At 68.3% G+C, this 17,241-nt stretch carries 18 protein-coding genes and 2 pseudogenes; 12 read left to right on the top strand and 8 right to left on the bottom strand.

Annotation, left to right across the window (positions count from 1 at the left end; translation table 11 throughout):
• Together Q8M88_RS04085 and boxB are read left to right on the top strand one after the other, a co-directional pair.
• On the top strand, positions 1-1,344 hold a 1,344-nt coding region (locus Q8M88_RS04085), incomplete at its 5' end, for an enoyl-CoA hydratase/isomerase family protein (RefSeq protein ID WP_305594972.1).
• A complete protein-coding gene (gene boxB / locus Q8M88_RS04080) occupies positions 1,344-2,768 on the top strand; it encodes a benzoyl-CoA 2,3-epoxidase subunit BoxB (RefSeq protein ID WP_305594971.1) in 1,425 nt (474 codons plus the stop codon). The genes Q8M88_RS04085 and boxB, both read left to right, overlap by 1 nt.
• A 124-nt stretch (positions 2,769-2,892) precedes the next feature.
• On the opposite strand, the gene Q8M88_RS04075 is transcribed toward boxB, so the two are convergent.
• Positions 2,893-4,041 carry an acyl-CoA dehydrogenase family protein gene (locus Q8M88_RS04075; protein ID WP_305594970.1) on the bottom strand — a complete coding sequence of 383 codons (1,149 nt, stop codon included), beginning with the start codon at positions 4,039-4,041 and terminating at the stop codon, positions 2,893-2,895.
• Positions 4,042-4,129: 88 nt separating this feature from the next.
• Between Q8M88_RS04075 and Q8M88_RS04070 the strand changes: the two genes are divergently transcribed.
• The gene (locus tag Q8M88_RS04070) at positions 4,130-5,332 is read left to right on the top strand and encodes a CaiB/BaiF CoA-transferase family protein (RefSeq protein ID WP_305594969.1); all 1,203 of its coding nucleotides are present in this window, start codon (positions 4,130-4,132) and stop codon (positions 5,330-5,332) included.
• 91 nt (positions 5,333-5,423) lie between these two features.
• Here Q8M88_RS04070 and Q8M88_RS04065 read toward each other — a convergent pair whose 3' ends face one another.
• Positions 5,424-6,194: an SDR family NAD(P)-dependent oxidoreductase gene (locus Q8M88_RS04065; protein ID WP_305594968.1), complete on the bottom strand. Its 771-nt coding sequence runs from the start codon at positions 6,192-6,194 to the stop codon at positions 5,424-5,426.
• Positions 6,195-6,568: 374 nt separating this feature from the next.
• Complete coding sequence (locus Q8M88_RS04060; RefSeq protein ID WP_305594967.1) at positions 6,569-6,745, bottom strand: hypothetical protein; 177 nt, start codon at positions 6,743-6,745, stop codon at positions 6,569-6,571.
• 236 nt (positions 6,746-6,981) lie between these two features.
• On the opposite strand from Q8M88_RS04060, the gene Q8M88_RS04055 reads away from it, so the two are divergent.
• The 6 genes from Q8M88_RS04055 to Q8M88_RS04030 all read left to right on the top strand — a co-directional run bounded on the left by Q8M88_RS04055 (position 6,982) and on the right by Q8M88_RS04030 (position 12,019).
• A complete protein-coding gene (locus tag Q8M88_RS04055) occupies positions 6,982-7,848 on the top strand; it encodes a xanthine dehydrogenase family protein subunit M (protein ID WP_305594966.1) in 867 nt (288 codons plus the stop codon).
• Complete coding sequence (locus Q8M88_RS04050; RefSeq protein WP_305594965.1) at positions 7,845-8,330, top strand: (2Fe-2S)-binding protein; 486 nt, start codon at positions 7,845-7,847, stop codon at positions 8,328-8,330. The genes Q8M88_RS04055 and Q8M88_RS04050 overlap by 4 nt, the downstream gene beginning before the upstream one ends.
• Positions 8,327-10,612: a xanthine dehydrogenase family protein molybdopterin-binding subunit gene (locus Q8M88_RS04045; RefSeq protein WP_305594964.1), complete on the top strand. Its 2,286-nt coding sequence runs from the start codon at positions 8,327-8,329 to the stop codon at positions 10,610-10,612. Before Q8M88_RS04050 ends, Q8M88_RS04045 begins: the two co-directional genes overlap by 4 nt.
• 4 nt (positions 10,613-10,616) lie before the next feature.
• Entirely contained in the window at positions 10,617-10,862 is a 246-nt protein-coding gene (locus Q8M88_RS04040) for a MoaD/ThiS family protein (protein WP_305594963.1), read from the top strand.
• A gap of 47 nt (positions 10,863-10,909) precedes the next feature.
• Positions 10,910-11,752: a hypothetical protein gene (locus Q8M88_RS04035; protein WP_305594962.1), complete on the top strand. Its 843-nt coding sequence runs from the start codon at positions 10,910-10,912 to the stop codon at positions 11,750-11,752.
• A 69-nt stretch (positions 11,753-11,821) separates the two neighbouring features.
• On the top strand, positions 11,822-12,019 hold the full coding sequence (locus tag Q8M88_RS04030) for a hypothetical protein (RefSeq protein WP_305594961.1): 198 nt from the start codon (positions 11,822-11,824) through the stop codon (positions 12,017-12,019).
• Between the two features lie 150 nt (positions 12,020-12,169).
• On the opposite strand, the gene Q8M88_RS04025 is transcribed toward Q8M88_RS04030, so the two are convergent.
• Positions 12,170-12,367 (bottom strand): hypothetical protein, encoded by a 198-nt coding sequence (locus Q8M88_RS04025; protein ID WP_305594960.1) that lies wholly within the window; start codon positions 12,365-12,367, stop codon positions 12,170-12,172.
• 238 nt (positions 12,368-12,605) lie between these two features.
• Here Q8M88_RS04025 and Q8M88_RS04020 point away from each other — a divergent pair, with 238 nt between their 5' ends.
• On the top strand, positions 12,606-12,836 hold the full coding sequence (locus tag Q8M88_RS04020) for a hypothetical protein (RefSeq protein ID WP_305594959.1): 231 nt from the start codon (positions 12,606-12,608) through the stop codon (positions 12,834-12,836).
• A 1-nt stretch (position 12,837) separates the two neighbouring features.
• Here the strand turns inward: Q8M88_RS04020 and Q8M88_RS04015 are convergent, their stop codons facing one another.
• The 3 genes and pseudogenes from Q8M88_RS04015 to Q8M88_RS04005 form a co-directional block, all read right to left on the bottom strand.
• Entirely contained in the window at positions 12,838-13,635 is a 798-nt protein-coding gene (locus Q8M88_RS04015; protein ID WP_305594958.1) for a tyrosine-protein phosphatase, read from the bottom strand.
• Positions 13,636-13,722: 87 nt separating this feature from the next.
• Positions 13,723-13,929: pseudogene (locus tag Q8M88_RS04010) on the bottom strand (cold-shock protein); the annotation flags it as partial.
• A 207-nt stretch (positions 13,930-14,136) separates the two neighbouring features.
• Positions 14,137-14,337, bottom strand: a pseudogene (locus Q8M88_RS04005) (cold-shock protein); the annotation flags it as partial.
• Positions 14,338-14,650: 313 nt separating this feature from the next.
• On the opposite strand from Q8M88_RS04005, the gene Q8M88_RS04000 reads away from it, so the two are divergent.
• Positions 14,651-16,114: an MFS transporter gene (locus Q8M88_RS04000; RefSeq protein WP_305594957.1), complete on the top strand. Its 1,464-nt coding sequence runs from the start codon at positions 14,651-14,653 to the stop codon at positions 16,112-16,114.
• Between the two features lie 342 nt (positions 16,115-16,456).
• Here the strand turns inward: Q8M88_RS04000 and Q8M88_RS03995 are convergent, their stop codons facing one another.
• On the bottom strand, positions 16,457-16,795 hold the full coding sequence (locus Q8M88_RS03995; protein WP_305594956.1) for a hypothetical protein: 339 nt from the start codon (positions 16,793-16,795) through the stop codon (positions 16,457-16,459).
• Between the two features lie 166 nt (positions 16,796-16,961).
• On the opposite strand from Q8M88_RS03995, the gene Q8M88_RS03990 reads away from it, so the two are divergent.
• Positions 16,962-17,183 carry a hypothetical protein gene (locus Q8M88_RS03990; RefSeq protein ID WP_305594955.1) on the top strand — a complete coding sequence of 74 codons (222 nt, stop codon included), beginning with the start codon at positions 16,962-16,964 and terminating at the stop codon, positions 17,181-17,183.
• Positions 17,184-17,241: the final 58 nt, after the last annotated feature.

Genomic DNA, 17,241 nt, shown 5'->3' with positions numbered 1-17,241 from the left:
TTCTGCAAGTTCACCAACGAGACCCGCAACGGCATGGAAGACTCCAGCCGCCATGACGGGCTGAAGTTCATCGCCGCCCTGAACGGAACGACCGCCGGCGGCGGCTACGAACTGGCGCTGGCCTGCGACGAGATCGTCATGGTCGACGACCGCTCGACGGTGGTCAGCCTGCCCGAGGCGCCGCTGCTGGGCGTGCTGCCGGGCACTGGCGGCCTGAGCCGGGTGGTGGACAAGCGCGGCGTTCGACGCGACCTCGCCGACGTGTTCTGCACCAGCGCCGACGGGGTCCGTGCGCCGCGCGCCCAAGCCTGGGGATTGGTCGACGAGATCGCCTCGCCGAACGCCTTCCCGGGCCTGGTGCGCGAGCGGGCCGAGGCGCTGACGGCGCAATCGAAACGGACGACTTCGGGCGAGGGGATCAGCCTGCGCCCGCTGAACCGCCAGATGGAAGCCGATGGTTGGCGATACGACCACGTGGAGGTGCGCATCGATCGCGCGTCCGAGGTGGCGACCTTGACCGTGCATGCGCCGGACGGTCCACAGCCGAGCGACGTGACCGCGATCCACGCCGCGGGCGACGCCTGGTGGCCGCTGCGCATGGCGCGCGAACTGGACGACGCCATCCTGATGCTGCGGACCAACGAGGCCGCGTTGGGCCTGATCGCGCTGCGCACGAAGGGCGAGGCGGCGGGCGTGCTGGCGGCGGGCGATGCGCTGGTGCGTCTGGGCGACGACTGGCTGGTGCGCGAGACCGCGGGCCTGTTGCGCAGGACCCTGGCGCGGCTGGATGTCACCTCGCGCAGCCTCTACGCTGTGATCGACCCTGGCTCCTGCTTTGCCGGCGTGCTGCTGGAGATCGCGCTGGCGGCGGACCGCAGCTACATGCTCGAGGCGCTGGACAATCCGGAGATCGCGCCGAAGCTGCTGCTGGATGCGACCAATTTCGGCCTGTTGCCGATGGTCAACGGACGTTCGCGGCTGGCCACGCGGTTTAACGACGACGAGACAGTGCTGGAGGGCCTGCGCGGCCTGGCCGGCCAGGCCCTCGACGCCGCCGAGGCTTCCGAGCATGGCCTGGTGACGTTCACGCCGGACGAGCTCGACTGGGACGATGAGATCCGGCTGGCGTTCGAGGAGCGGACCAGTCTCTCGCCGGACGTGCTCACGGGTCTGGAGGCGAACCTTCGCTTCCCCGGCGCCGAGACCCTGGAGACCAAGGTGTTCGCCCGCCTGTCGGCCTGGCAGAACTGGGTGTTCTATCGGCCCAATGCGACAGGCGAGCGCGGGGCGTTGAAACTGTTCGGAACCGGCGCCAAGCCGCTGTTCGACCGGGAGCGAGTGTGATGTCGATCGACTATCAGGAACAGATCCCCAACAACGTCGACCTGGGCTCCAACCGCACCCTGCAGCGTGCGCTGGAGCAGTGGCGGCCCGAATTCCTCAACTGGTGGCGCGACATGGGGCCCACTGATTTCCAGTCGGCGGACATCTACCTGCGCACCGCGGTCTCCGTGGACGCCCGCGGCTGGGCCTCGTTCGGCAAGGTGAAGATGCCGGAATACCGCTGGGGGATCTTCCTGGCCGAGCAGGAGCAGGACCGACGCGTCGGCTTCGGCGACGAGTTCGGAAAGCCGGTGTGGACCCAGGTGCCGGGTGAGCATCGCTCGACCCTGCGTCGGTTGATCGTCACGCAGGGCGACACCGAGCCGGCGTCGGTGGAACAGCAACGGCTGCTCGGCCACACCGCGCCGTCGCTCTACGACCTGCGCGGCTTGTTCCAGGTGAATGTGGAGGAGGGCCGCCACCTGTGGGCGATGGTCTATCTGCTGCACGCCTACTTCGGCCGAGACGGGCGCGAGGAGGCCGAGGAGCTGCTGACCCGCCACTCGGGCGACACCGACAAGCCGCGGATCCTGGGCACCTTCAACGAGCCGATCTCGGACTGGCTCAGCTATTTCATGTTCACCTTCTTCACCGACCGCGACGGCAAGTATCAGCTCAAGTCGCTGGCGGAATCGGCCTTCGATCCGCTGGCGCGCACCTGTCGGTTCATGCTGACCGTAGAAGCCCACCACATGTTCATCGGTCACACGGGCCGTGCGCGGGTGATAGCCCGCACCCTGCAGGTGATGCGCGAGCTGGGATCGGAAGACCCGCTGGCGGTGCGCGCGGCCGGCGCGATCGACCTGCCGACGCTGCAGAAGTACGTCAACTTCTGGTTCTCCTCGGCGCTGGACCTGTTCGGATCGGAGTCGTCGTCCAACGCCGCGCTCTACTTCGCCAGCGGCATCAAGGGCCGGCCCGACGAGGCGCAGTTCGAGGACCACCTGGCGCTGGGCCAGAGCTTCGAGCTGGAGACGCCGGACGGGAAGGGCGGGGTGAAGCGCGAGGACATCCCGCTGCGCAACGCCATGAACGAGACCACGCGTCGCGCCTACGCCGCGGAGTGCCAGCTATTCATGGACCGCTGGAATCTGCAGATCGAGGCGGCGGGCTACAGCTTCCGTGTGCGCCTGCCCAGCATGCGCTTCCGGCGCGAGATCGGCGTCTGGGCGGGGAGCGCCACCGACGTCGACGGCGCGCCGATCAGCCGCGAGGCGTTCGACCAGCGCAAGGGCGACTGGTTGCCCACCGAGGCCGACCGCGCCTTCGTCCACAGCCTCATGCAGCCGGTCACTCAGCCAGGCAAGATGGCCGGCTGGATCGCGCCGCCGGACCGCGGGATCAACGGCCAGGCCGTCGACTATGAGTATGTGCGGTTGGCGTAAGGCCCACTCACGCCCCACCCGCTCATCCCGACGAAAGTCGGGACCCAAACGGGCTGTCGACGCGCAAACCGTGATTCAGCTTGGGTCCCGGCTTTCGCCGGGATGAACGGAGGTGGGGGATGCCCTAAAGGCTCCGCGAGATCAGCACCTTCATGATCTCGCTGGTGCCGCCGTAGATGCGTTGCACGCGGGCGTCGCGGTACATCTGGGCGATCGGGTACTCGGCCATATAGCCGTAGCCGCCGAAGAGCTGCAGGCACTCGTCGACGACACGCGCTTCGCACTCCGACAGCCACAGCTTGGCCATGGAGGCTCTTGTCGCGTCCAGGCCCTCGCGCAGGTGGGTCTCGATGCAGTCGTCGACGAACGCCTTGGCCACCGCCGCCTCGGTCTTGCACTCCGCCAGCTTGAACTGCGTGTTCTGGAAGTCGATCAGCTTTTTGCCAAAGGCGTTGCGCTCTTTCACGTAGTCGATGGTCAAGGCCATCGCGCGGTCGATGGCGCCGAGCGCCTGGACGGCGATCATCAGCCGTTCCTGCGGCAGCTTCTGCATCAGCTGATAGAAGCCCTGGCCTTCGGTCCCGCCGAGCAGGTTCTCCACCGGGACGCGGACGTCCTCGAAGAACAGTTCGGAGGTGTCTGCGGCTTCGAGACCCAGCTTGTCGAGGTTGCGGCCGCGCTGGAAGCCGGGGCAGCCGTCAGTCTCTACGAAGACGATCGACACTCCGCGTGAGCCTGCCTCCGGATCGGTCTTGCAGATCACGGCGATCAGGTTGGCGGTCTGGCCGTTAGTGATGAAGGTTTTCTGGCCGTTGATCACATAGCTGTCGCCGTCGCGGACGGCGCGGGTTCGCACGCCCTGCAGGTCGGACCCGGCGCCCGGCTCGCTCATGGCGATGGCGGAGATCAGCTCGCCGGTCACCATCTTCGGCAGCCAGCGACGCTTTTGATCCTCGGTGCCGTACATCTGGATGTAGGGGGCGACGATGGCGTTGTGCAGCGGGGCGCCGAAGGCGTTGAGACCGCGCAGGAACAGTTGACGGATCAGCGTCGCCTCGTGGCGGAAGTCGCCGCCATGGCCGCCGTATTCCGGATCGATGGACAGACCCAGCAGGCCGGCCTCGGCCGCCTTGGTCCAGAACGCGCGGTCGACCACGCCGTCCTCACGCCACTTGGCGTAGGTCTCAGGCGAGGCTTCGCGGTCGAGGAATTTGCCCACGGACTCGGCGAACATCACCACGCTTTCGTCTTCGTCCCATTTACCCGACGTCATGTTTATACTCCGTGCGTGGGGCTCGCGATTGGCCCGCGCGCCATGCAATACGATCGCTCCATTACTATCAGCGAGACGGTGAAAAGACATGGGCGGACCACTCGCCGGCGTCAGAATTATCGACATCAGCACCATCCTGATGGGGCCGTTGGCCACTCAGGTGGTGGCCGACCTGGGCGCGGAGGTGATCAAGATCGAGTCGCTGGGCGGCGACGACGCACGTCATGTCGGCAATGCACCGAGCCCAGGGATCGGGCCCAACTTCATCCACATCAGTCGCTGGAAGAAGAGCCTGGCGGTGGACCTGAAGCGCCCCGAAGGGCGTGAGATCGTGTTGCGCCTGGCCGAGACCTGCGACGCGATGCTGTCGAACATCCGTCCGGCCGCGCTGGGCCGACTGGGCCTCGACTATGCAGCCTTCAAGGCGCGCAACCCCAAGCTCGTCTACGTGTCGCTCGTCGGATACGGCCGCGGCGGACGCTATGCGGCCAAACCTGCCTATGACGACCTGGTGCAGGCGGCCTCGGGTATCCCGATGCTGGTGCAGCGCGCCCTGGGCGGCGAGCCGCGTTACGTGCCGCTGGCGCTGGCCGACCGCATCGTCGGCCTGCAGGGGACCAACATGCTGCTGGCCGGACTGCTGAACGCCCAGCGCACCGGCGTCGGCCAGGAGGTCGAGCTGCCGATGTTCGAGACCATGGTCCAGTTCGTGATGGGCGAGCATCTGGGCGGGCAGAGCTACGACCCGCCGACCGGGCCCTACGGTTACCCGCGGCTGCTGTCGCCAAACCGCAAGCCGTTCGCCACCCGCGACGGCTACATCGGCGTGCTGCCCTACAACGACGCTCAATGGACGCGGTTCTTTGCGGCCACCGGCCATGGCGACCTGATGACGCGCGACGAGCGGTTCTCCAACATCGGGCGCCGTGCAGCCAACATCGACGCCCTGTACGGCCTGGTCGCCGAGATCCTGGTCGAGCGGAGCACCGCGGAGTGGCTGAGGATCCTGGAGGAGGCGGACATCCCGGCGATGCCGCTGCACACGCTGGAGTCGATCGGAGACGATCCCCACCTTAAGGACGTCGGCTTCTTCCAGACCATCGACCATCCGCTCGCAGGCCGGATGCGCACCATGCCGCAACCGGGAAGCTGGTCGGAGACGCCGATCGACCCGGCTGGCCCTGCGCCCGCATTGGGACAACACACCCGCTCTATCCTGGCCGAGGCCGGCTATGCGGACGACGAGGTCGAGCGGCTGATCGGCGACGGCGTGGTCGCCACCGCAGACTAGACGCGCTGTGGGCTTAGCAGAACGCCGGGCGTCTCGACGCGGGTGACATAGACGCCGATCTGGCCGCAGATCTGCTCGTTCATCGTCGGCCTCAGGCGTTGCGGGCCATGAGGCCGCCGTCCACCGGGATCACCGCGCCGGTGATGTAGGAAGCGGCCGGCAGACAGAGGCTGACGGTCATGTGGCCGACCTCTTCCGGCAGGCCGTAGCGCCGCAGCGACGTGCGACGGCGCGCGTAGGTCAACTTGTCCTCCGCCGGCGCGAACGCGGTCATCGGCGTCTCGATCGGGCCCGGGCAGATGCAGTTGACGGTGATCCCCTCCTTGCCGAGCTCCACGGAAAGGGCGCGGGTGAGGCCGGTGACGCCGGCCTTGGATGCCGCGTAGGCGCTGTCCATCGCCGTTGCGCCCAGCGCCTCGGTGGAGGCGATGTTGACGATCCGCGGGGCGTCGGACTTGCGCAGGTGGGGGAGGGCGGCGCGGACGGTCCGCTGGTGGGCGGTGAGGTTGATCGCCAGCAGGCGGTCCCACAGGTCTTCGTAGCCGTCGTTGTCGATGGCGAGGAAGCCGGCGATGCCGGCGTTGTTGACCAGGATGTCGAGGCCGCCGAAGTGGGCGGCCACGTCGTTGACGACGCGCACGATGGCGGCGGGGTCGCCGACGTCGAGAGCCCAGGCGCGGGCGTCGCCGCCGGCGGTGCGGATTTCGGCGGCCACGGTCTCGGCGGCGTCCTGGGCGCGGTCGGTGACGGCGACGCGCGCGCCCAGCTCACCGAAGATCCTGGCGGTCGCCGCTCCCATGCCGCTCGCAGCGCCGGTCACCAGGGCTATTGAGCCTTCGACAGATCGGCCGTTCCCACTCATGCGTATCTCCCCTTTTTCCGCGCCGCGCGGTGCGGCGGCGTTGTTGGCCCGCTTCCTGCGTCAGGCGTTTCAGATCTGACCATGTCTCTCCAGTCTGGGACAGATCCGCTGGCCGGGGCTCGCGAGCCCTCAATAGCCCCGGCCAGCTCGCGCTTCGCAGCGCGCTATCCGACCAAGTTCGGCTCTGTCGTAGCTCGCCCCATGCATTCCGAAGTGATTTTTTTTCCTTGGTCGCCGTTCCGGCGGTGACTCGGCTGGGCCTCGCTGACGCCGGGCGGCGTCGGCGCAGCGGTTCCATGTGCTGATGATCTTGATCGGTGCAAAGCTGCATTGGGACGGTGTCGGGCATGATCTGAGCCCTCGCTCCCGTTGGGCTAGTTGGTCAGGCGCGATCCCTGAGTTGTCGGGCCGATGCCGGTGGGGACCGGCACGCCGCCCACCGAATAGTTGCAATTGATCACCAGGTTCGGACTGCCCTCCATCTTGATCTCCTTCGCCACGACGACGGTCGAGGCCGACTGGTCGGCGATGTCGTTGCCAGACCCGGTCACCTTCAACGTTCCTGGCCAACGCGCTGCAGGCGGGGCCGCATTTGCGCGCCCATGCCGAATCCTATCTGGAAGTGCTGGAGGCGATCTCCCAGGCACGCGCCTCCGCAGCCTGAGGGCTTCGCTGCCCCGGGCATTGATCACACGCCTCCCCGGTGCAACCATGACCGCCTAAGCCGCCACCGGAGACCGAAGCGCTTGTCAGCGCCTGACGGCTCGTCACGGCGTCAGGAGGAAGCATGGCGGATCTCGACTATGTCGCGCCGGCGAGCGTGGCCGGGGCGATCGAAGCCTTGGCCGGGGGCGGCGCCAAGGTGCTGGCGGGCGGCACCGACCTGCTGGTGCAGATGCGCGCCGGACGGGTCAAGCCGCAGCGGATCGTCGACCTTAAGCGCATCCCCGGCCTGATCGGCGTGCGCCAGGAGAACGGCGGTTTTATCATCGGGGCCAGCACATCCGGCGCTGAGCTCGGCGAGCACGCCGCGCTGACGCAGGCTTGGCCCGGCGTCGTCGAGGCCGTGCAACTGATCGGATCGACCCAGGTGCAGGGCCGCGCCTCGATCGGCGGCAACCTGTGCAACGCCTCGCCCGCCGCCGACAGCGTTCCGGCCCTGGTGGCTGCGCGGGCGATCTGCGTGGTGGTCGGCGGGCAGGGACGTCGCGAGCTGCCGGTCGAGGCGGTGGTCACCGCGCCCGGAGCGACCGTCCTCGCGTCCGATGAATTCGTTCTGGAGATCCGCCTGCCGCCGCGCGGCGCGCGCGCGCGCGACGCCTACCTGCGGCAGATCCCACGCACCGAGATGGACATCGCTGTTGTCGGCGCCGGGGTCAGCCTGACGCTGGACGCGGCCGGAGTCTGCACCGAGGCGCACGTGGCGTTGGGCGCCGTCGCGCCGACAGTGCTGCTGGTTGAGGCGGCTGGCGCGGCCCTGGTCGGCACGAAGCTCGACGACGCGGTGCTGGACGCTTTGGCCCAGGCCGCCGAAGCCGCCTGCCGGCCGATCAGCGACAAGCGCGGCACCGCCGAATACCGAACCCGCATCGCCGGCGTGCTCGCACGCCGGACTGCGGCCATCGCCTATCGCAGAGCGAGCGAACGGACATGAGCAAGATCCACATCAGCGCGACGGTGAACGGCGACCCGGTCGAGTTCCTGACCGAGGCCGGCGTCACATTGCTGGACGCGCTGCGCGACGAGCTGGCGCTGACCGGCTCCAAGGAAGGCTGCGGCTCCGGCGACTGCGGAGCCTGCAGCGTCATCCTCGACGGGCGGTTGACCTGCTCGTGCCTGATCCTGGCCGCCGAGGCGCAAGGCCGTCGCATCGAGACCATTGAAGGCATGGCCCAGGGCGGTGAGCTGCACCCGCTGCAGCAGAAGTTCCTCGACCACGCCGCCCTGCAGTGCGGTTTCTGCACGCCCGGCCTGCTGATCGCGGCCAAGGCGCTGCTGGACGCCAACCCCGACCCGACCGAGACCGAGACCCGCTATTGGCTGGCGGGCAATCTCTGTCGCTGCACGGGCTATGACAAGGTCATCCGCGCCGTCATGGACGCGGCGGCCGAGCTGAGACAGGTGAGGGCGGCATGAGCGACGCACCGACGAAAAACCGGCCCAACACGGCCGCGCTGAAGGTCATCGGCACCCGACCGGTTCGTCCGGACGGCGTCGACAAGGTCACCGGTCGCGCGGCCTACGGCGCCGATTTCCGCGCGCCCGGCATGCTGACCGGGCGGGTCAAGCGCAGTCCGCACGCCCATGCCAGGATCGTATCCATCGACACCCGCAAGGCGCGCGCGCTGGCCGGCGTGAAGGCGATCGTCACCGCCGCCGATTTCCCGGACCTGGCGTCGGAGGAATACGAAGCGGGCGAGAGCGCCTCGAACCTGCGCGACCTGGCGATGAACGTCATGGCCCGCGACAAGGTGCTTTATCAGGGTCACCCCGTCGCCGCCGTGGCCGCCGTCAGCCCCTCGATCGCCGAGGCGGCCGTCGCCCTGATCGAGGTGACCTACGAGACCCTGCCGCACGTCATCGACGTCGAGGCGGCGATGGCGCCCGACGCGCCGCTGCTGCACGCCCACCTGTTCACCGAAGGCGTCAGCCCGCGGCCGGCCAGTCCGTCGAACATCGCCAAGCGTCATCTGTTCGTGCGCGGCGACGTGGACGCCGCCCTGGCGGCCGCCGAAGTGGTGATCGATCGTCGCTACACCACCCAGGCCGTCCACCAGGGCTATATCGAGCCGCATGCCTGCGTCGCCGAGATGGCCGCCGACGGCCAGTGCCAGGTGTGGAGCTCCAGCCAGGGCCAGTTCATGGTCCGCACCTACTGCGCCAAGGTGCTGGGGATCGAGATCTCCGACATCCGCGTGACGCCGGCCGAGATCGGCGGCGGGTTCGGCGGCAAGACCACGGTCTATCTGGAGCCGCTGGCGCTGGCGCTGTCGCGTCAATCCGGCGCGCCGGTGAAGATGGTGATGACCCGCGAGGAGGTGTTCACCGCCACGGGGCCGACCTCAGGCTCAGTGATGCACGTGCGGCTGGGCGCGACCCGCGAGGGCCGCATCACCGCGGCCGATGTCGAACTGAAGTTCCAGGCCGGCGCCTTCCCGGGCTCTCCGGCGGGCGCGGCCTCGATGACCGCGATCGCCTGCTACGACGTCGCCGATTTCCGCGTCGTCGGCTGGGACGTGGTGACCAACAGTCCGAAAGTCGCCGCCTATCGCGCGCCTGGCGCGCCGATCGCCGCGTTCGCGGTGGAGAGCGCCATAGAGGAACTCGCCCAGACGCTGGGCCTCGATCCGATCGCCATCCGCCGCCTGAACGGCGTGCGCGACGGGATGAAGGCCGCCTACGGCCCGACGTTCGAGAACATCGGCTTCATGGAGACCCTCGACGCGATCGAGAGCCATCCGCACTACAGCGCCCCCCTGGGCCCGAACCAGGGACGCGGCGTCGCGGTGGGCTTCTGGTTCAACGTCGGCGGGGAATCGTCCGCCGCCGTGCACCTCTCCGAGGACGGCGGCGCGGTGGTCGCCACCGGCAGCCCGGACATCGGCGGCTCACGCGCGTCCATGGCGATGATGGCGGCCGAGGTGTTGGGACTGCCGGTCGAGCGGGTCCGCCCGATCGTCGCCGACACCGCCTCCATCGGCTTCACCGGCCTGACCGGGGGCAGCCGCACGACCTTCGCCACCGGCATGGCGGTGGTGCAGGCCGCCGAAAAGGTGATCGAGGAACTGAAGCGCCGCGCGGCGCTGATCTGGGACGTGCCGGTGGAGACCGTCGCCTGGGAAGCCGGCGCAGCGATAGGACCGCTGGACCCCAAGGGCGGGGCGCGCCGCCTCGACCTGGACACACTGGCCGCCCAGTCGGGCCGTACGGGAGGGCCGATCTCGGCGGAGGTGTCGCTGAACGCTCAGGGCGCCGGGCCAGGCTTCGGCGCCCATATCTGCGACGTCGAGGTCGACCCGGAGACCGGGCAGGTCACCGTGCTGCGCTACACCGCCGCCCAGGATGTCGGGCGCGCCATCCACCCCGCCTATGTGGAAGGCCAGGTGCAGGGGGGCGTGGCGCAGGGCGTCGGCTGGGCGCTGAACGAGGAATATGTGTTCGACGCCGACGGAGGAATGGAGAACGCCGGCTTCCTCGACTACCGCGTGCCGGTGGCCTCTGACCTGCCGATGATCGATGCGGTGCTTGTCGAGGTGCCGAACCCGCGCCACCCGTTCGGGGCCAAAGGCGTCGGCGAGGTGCCGATCGTGCCGCCGCTGGCCGCCGTGGCCAACGCGGTGCGTGCGGCGACCGGCGTGCGGCTGGACGACCTGCCGCTGTCGCCGCCGAAGATCCGGGCCGCCTTGCAGAAGGGGTAGGGCGATGGCCCATGTGGTCGCCTGCTCCGACTGCCTGGACTTCACCGGCGGGACGGCCGAGTTCGACGTCGCGGCCGACACGGTGCGGCGGATGATCCTGGAGCTGGAGGACCGGTTCCCCGGCCTCGGAGATTTCATCGAGCGGAAGATGGCCATCGCCATCGATGGCGAGATCTATCGAAACGCCTACGGCGCGCCCCTGAAGCCTGACAGCGAGGTCTATCTGATTCCCAAGATCGGCGGAGGTTAGGGCTGCATGCTGCTGTTCTCGCAGCAAAACGTCGGAGAATGACGACCGTGGGCGAATTCGATATCTGGGTGGGACGCCAGGAAGAGGCGCTGGACGTCGCCACCCTCAGCGCCGCCGATCGGCTGGCCGCCGTTCTGGACCATCAGGCCCCGCCGTGGCGCGCCGGCGAGACGCCGCCACTGGGCCACTGGCTGTATTTCCTGCCCAGCGCGCGGCAGGCCCAGATGGACGTCGACGGCCATCCCAAGCGTGGAGGGTTCCTGCCGCCTGTTCCCCTGCCGCGGCGCATGTGGGCCGGCGGACGGCAAACCTTCGCGGCGCCGCTGCCGGCGGAAGGTCCGCTGCGCCGCCGATCGACCATCGCCCAGGTGGCGGCCAAGAGCGGCACGTCCGGCGAACTCGTGTTCGTCACCGTGCGCCACGAGGTGTTCGCCGGCGAAACCGCGTGCGTGGTGGAGGAGCAGGACTTGGTCTATCGCGAGCCCACTGCGCCGGCCGCCCCCACCGCACCGCCCGTCCGCGTCGCGGCCGAGCCGGTTCCGGACGTTTCGCGCTCCGTGACCTGCGATGCGGTGCAGCTGTTTCGCTACTCGGCCCTGACATTCAACGCCCACCGCATCCACTACGACCGGGACTACGCGATACACGAAGAGGGCTATCCGGGGCTGGTGGTGCACGGGCCGCTGATCGCCACGCTGCTGATGGACCTGCAACTGCGCGACAGGCCGAACGCGCAGGTCGTCGGCTTCAGCTTCCGAGCCCAGCGACCGACGTTCGACGGCCGTGCGTTTTCGCTGAATCTCAAGCGGACCGAGGCGGGCGCCGACCTTTGGGCCGCCGGCGAAGATGGGACCGTGGCGATGAGCGCCAAGGTCGAGACCGCCGCCTGATGGAACCAGACGGGCGGAACAAGCCGGGCGGGGTCGAGTTGTCTTCTGCGAACAGCAGGAGGCACGACCATGGCCGACAAGGATCAGGTTCAAGGCGAGGGCAACTACGACGCCAGCCGCGAATTCCAGCGCGAACAGCACGAGTTCGCCAAGACAGGGCCGGTTGGCGAGAAGGCCCGAGAAGCTGAAGAAGCGCTCGATGGGCCGGAAGCAGAAGAACTAGAGCGCGCGCGCCGCGAGACCGGTGAGGGCAAGACCCGTTCCTGACAGTGGTCAGCGCGGGCTCATGTCCGGCTTGACCGCCAGATAGATGGCGAACCCCCAACCGAGGCCAGCGCAAAGGTAGAGCAGCGCGCGCTGCAGGTAGCTAGGCAGGTGTTTTGACATGGCGGTTGAAGGAAGACCTCGTGCCTTCCATCAACCGCGCGCGCCAGCGATCGTTCCTGAGCGCACCAGCCTATTTCGCGGCCAGCAGCCGATGGCGAGGGCCGCGTCCGGCGCCGCCGCCGCCGCGCCGCGTCCATAGACCTTTTCGGTGTCGAGGAAGTTGGTTCTGAGGCCGAATGTCCGGCGGACGTAACGGGCCGGCTGGTCGGCCTCGACCACGCGGCTCATGCGACTCGGCGGTCGCCCGAAACTATCGACGTCATCAGGAGTTCTGGTTGGCGCGCGCGGCGGGTCGCGGGCAGGGTGGCCTCTCGCAATCCCATAGGATTGAAGGAATCCCGATGCGTCGATGTCGCTGGCCGCTCCACCGAATGCGCCGCTGACGCCGCAAGCGCGGCGTCATAGAGCGCCGCCCTCGGCCCAACCCCGGGCCGTCTGAAAGTCCCAGTTCCTATAGGAGCATTCCATGGCTCTGCTGTTTTCCGTCACGCCCGCGTCCGATGGCTGGGCGGTCCGTTCCGAATCCTTGGCGCGCGAGCTGTTCTTCAAGCAGGGCGGTCGCGCCGAGGCGCAAGCCCGTGCATTGGCCGAAAGCGCTGCTCAGGAAGGCCGCAGCGCCGAAGTGCGGGTTTTCCTGCGCGATGGCGCACTCGCCGGGCGCTTCGTCCACGCGCCTACTCAGGCTTCAGCCGGCTAGGTCAGGTCTCGAGCAGACGGCTGCGGACCTGCCGGCGACGCTCCTCGTCCAGGCCTGCAGCGTGCTCGAGGAAGGCCTGAGTGGTCCCGAACTTCCGCTCGATCCATCCGAAGGCGTTGTCCAGGAAGTCCAGGTGCACCCCGGTCAACAGGGCCGAGGCGCTGTCTTCGAGCGGACCGCCGGCGACCTCGCTCAGCACCGCGTGCGCATGGGCGAGCTGCTCCGGCGTCGTGCGTCCGCCGCTGGCCAGGTAATCGGCTTCGATGGTCTCGCGCGAGGCGCCCAGCGCCGACAACAGCATGGCGCTGACGAATCCGGTGCGGTCCTTGCCGGCCGAACAGTGGATCATCACCGGCGCATCGCCTGCAGCGATGCGTTCGAACAGGCTGCGCAGCGCCGGCGCGCTGGCCGAAGGGATCGAGCGGTAGATGCGGCTGAGCAGGGCGTGGATGGCGGCCGCGCTGGCGTCGTCCTTGAGCACGTCCCAGACAGAGCCCTTGGCGCGTACATCCGAGCCGATGTCGAAGTCCAGCACCTCGACGCCGCGTTCGCGCCAGAAGGCGTTCGGCGAGGCGGCGCCTTCCGCGGCGCTGCGCAGGTCGAAGACTACGCGAACGCCCAGCGCGTGCAGGCATTCGGCCTCGTCCTCGCTGGGCGCGAAGACCATGTCCGAGCGGTAGACCATCCCGTGTCGCATGGGCAGGTCGTGCACCTGTGCGGCGAGGTCACGGAAATTGGGGGCGCAGGCCAAGCGCAGATCCTGCGCAAGGCCAGTGGCTCCGGTCGCTGCGTCCGGCATCAGGGATCCTTGCCGCGTTACCGGCGGTTGGTCGCCATCGTGCTGCGCGCGCGGCCAGCCTGCCGCCGCACGCGCAGCCCGTTGAGCCTAGTGTCCGACGCGCAGCCGAACCGCGGAGGTCTTGCCGCTACGACGGTCGGTCTCGAGTTCGTAGTCCACCGGCTGACCTTCATCGAGCCCGTGCAGGCCCGCCTGCTCGACGGCTGAGATGTGCACGAAGATGTCGGCGCCGCCGTCGTTAGGACGGATGAAGCCGAAGCCTTTGGTCTGGTTGAACCATTTGACGACGCCGGAGCCCGGGCCGCCGCTGGGCGCGGAGTCGCGCCGAGGCTCGCCGCCACCGTAACCCCCGCCGCCGCGATCACCGTACCCGCCGCCGCCACGGTCGCCATATCCGCCACCGCCGCGGTCGCCGTACCCGCCGCCACCACCGCCGAAGCGATCGGATCGACCCTCGGAGCGGGGGCTCGACCGGCCGCCGCCGCCGCCGCCGGCCAGCAGGCGCAATTCGCTCGCCGCCGATTTGCCGGACCTTCGATCCTGCTCGACCTCGAAGCTGACTTGGTCGCCTTCGCTCAGACCGTCGAGGCCAGCGCGCTGCACCGCGGAGATATGCACGAAGATGTCGGTTCCGCCGCCCTCGGGAGCGATGAAGCCGAAGCCTTTTTCACCATTGAAGAATTTTACAGTGCCAGTTGCCATTCAGTCCGACCTTCCGACGCCTGCCCGTCGGAACCTCTTGAAATCCTCACCGCCCCGTAAGCCGAATGAGGTCATTAATGCAGTGGCGCGGTCTGGCGTCCGACCCGGCGCGCCGTTTCGGACGCCGGTGGGGCGCGGCCATCCAGCGTCTTAATTCAAGCGCGGCCTGCGCGAAACTCTTCGTTCCATCATCTTGCCGTGGTTGGGGCGCGAAACGGCTGGCGGCGCCTTGCGGCCGGCCGCTTGCAGCGGCAATGGACCGGGGCAAGCGGCTCGGCTAGAGAACGTGACAACAAAAATAAGGGGGAGGTCTATGAGCGGCACAACAGGCGGCGCCGACAACAGCGGCGGTCAAATCGCGAGTTCGTCGGATATCCCGGTGGGCTCTGTCGTGGCGCCCACCGTGTTCAGCAAGCATAGGACGGGCTGGACGCTGTTCCTCCTCGCGGCGATCTACGCCAACAATTACGCCGATCGCTCGATTCTTGGCATCCTCGCCCAGCCGATCAAGGTCGAACTCAACATCAGCGACACCCAACTGGGCTTGTTGACGGGTCTCGCCTTCGCCACGTTCTACGCACTCTTCGGCTATCCCTTGGCGCGCGCCTCGGAGCGGATCGGCCGCGTCAATGTGATCACGGCTTGCGCGCTCGTGTGGTCGGCGATGACCGCGCTGTGCGGAACTGCGGCCAATTTCACGCAGCTCATGATCTACCGCTTTGGCGTCGGCATCGGCGAGTCCGGTCTTGCAGCGCCTGCCCACTCGCTGATCTCGGACTATTACCCGGCGTCCAAGCGCACCTCGGCGATTGCGTTGTTTTCGATCGGCGTGCCGATCGGGGCGCTGATCGGTTCGGTGGCGGGCGGATGGCTGGCGCAGAACTATGGCTGGCGCACCGCCTTCGTGGTCGCAAGCCTGCCCGGCTTCCTTTTGGCTCCGCTGCTCCGCTTCACGGTCAAGGAGCCGCCGCGCGGCAACTGGGACGCAAGTCGCCTGGCCGGGGCGGCAGCCGCGCCGACCCCGCCGCTGAAAGAAGTGGTCAAGAAGCAGTTCTCGACCAAGACCTTCCGTCACTTCTGCATCGGCACGGTGGTCGCCACCTTCGCCGGATCCGGCGGCGGCGCGTTCCTCGGCGCCTACTATGTGCGCCGTTTCGCCATCGACTACACGACCGTGGGCCTGGTGCTGGGCATGCTGAGCGGCGTCGCCGCGCTGATGGGCACCTTCCTGGGCGGGTTCATCACCGACTTCCTCGCCCGCTGGAGCAAGCGCTGGTACGCCGGGCTGCCGGCGCTGGCCCTGGCCTGCGCGGCCCCGATCTACCTGCTGGGCTACATGCAGACCGACTGGCGGATGCAGGTGGGGATCATGTTGGTCTCCGGCACGCTGGTCAGCCTCACCACCGTGCCGTTCTACGGCTTGACGCAGAACCTGATGCCGGCGCGCATGCGGGCCTCGGCGGCGGCGGTGATCTTCTTCTTCATCAACCTCATCGGCCTGGGCTTCGGACCCCTGTTCTACGGGGTGATGATCGACGCGGTGACCAAGCACCTGTTCGCCGGCTATGGCCTTGGCGAGTATGTGGCCCTGTGCGGCAACGCCGGCGTCAAGGCGGCCGCGGAGAACATCGCCACGGCCTGCCATACCGCCACCGCTGAAGGCACGCGCTGGACCCTCGCCGCCGGCATGATCGGTTACGTCTGGGCGGCGGTGCACTTCTTCATCGCCAGCCGCAGCATCACCCACGATCTGAACGAGGCGGCGGCGAACAACTAAGCCGCCAAAGGGGGCGGGCGCTGTCCGCCCCCTGGAGCCTCAGACGTGCGGGCTAGGCGCTTGGCCGGCGATGACCGTCGGATCGTCCGGGCGCGCGCCGTCGTCGTCCGGCGTCGCCGGCAGCGGCTGCGTTCGCCGACAGGCCACCCCAAGACCACGCACAGGATGAACGCCACCGACGATTCGGTGGCGCGCGCGGCGCTAAAGCAAATTTTGCGAAGCGTTTGTCACCGTTCATGAAACGGCCTCCGACCTCACAACGGCTAAGGCTACGCTTCGTTCATCGCGATCATGGACGCCGACGCGGGGCGGCCCGCAAAGGCCGCCCCCATTCGTCCGGGCCTAGTAGTGGCCGCGGTGGTCCTGACGGTCGTGGCGTTCGGCGAACACCTGCTGGCTCAGGCGGTCGAACCGCCTGTCGAGGTCACGGCGCTCGCGCATGTCCAGGCCGCCGCCCGAACGACGGTACTGACGCTCAAGCTGGGCGAGTTGGTTGAACTGGCCGCGCAGTCGCTGGGCTTCGGGACGCGTCAGGTCGCCCTTGCGCACGCCTTGGTCGATGCGGCGTTCGAGGTTGGCCTGGCGCTGGTTGATGGTCTGCCACGGCGCGGCGCTGGCCACGGCGGGGATGGTCGCGGCGAGCAGCGAAGCGGCGGCGACGGAGATCATGAAGCGTTTCATACTGCACCTCTTGGGTTCGGCGGCGTTCGCCGCTCTGATGGGGCCATTGGAGACCCTTGCCCCTGAACGCTGTCGGAGGCCCGAAGTCGGCCGCCGTTCATCTTGGCGGCGCGCTCAGAGGATGGGGTAATGGCCGCATCGGCGCCTGTGTTCCCCGGCGCGGCGCTTGCAGGCGCAAGGGCTTCTGCCCGAATTGGGACGCGCCCACATGCCTAACGCCGCCGCCGTTCTTGCCTACTCCTTGCGCGAAGATGGAACGGCCTGGATGTGGCGTGTCTACGACATCGAAGGCGAACTGGTCGCCGCGGGCATGGCGGCCTCCAAACAGACCGCGCAGGCGGATCTGGCGCAGGTTTACGCCGAGCGCGCCGAGACCGAGCCCAACTAGATCCGACTGCGCCGCTTGGACGGCGCCGCGCGCGCAGGTATCGGTGATCCGAAGACCA

It is taken from the genome of Phenylobacterium sp., from assembly GCF_030693805.1.
Taxonomy (GTDB): Bacteria; Pseudomonadota; Alphaproteobacteria; order Caulobacterales; family Caulobacteraceae; genus Phenylobacterium.
The sequence above is the reverse complement of the archived record's forward strand: the minus strand, read 5'-3'. Positions and strand labels throughout refer to the sequence as shown.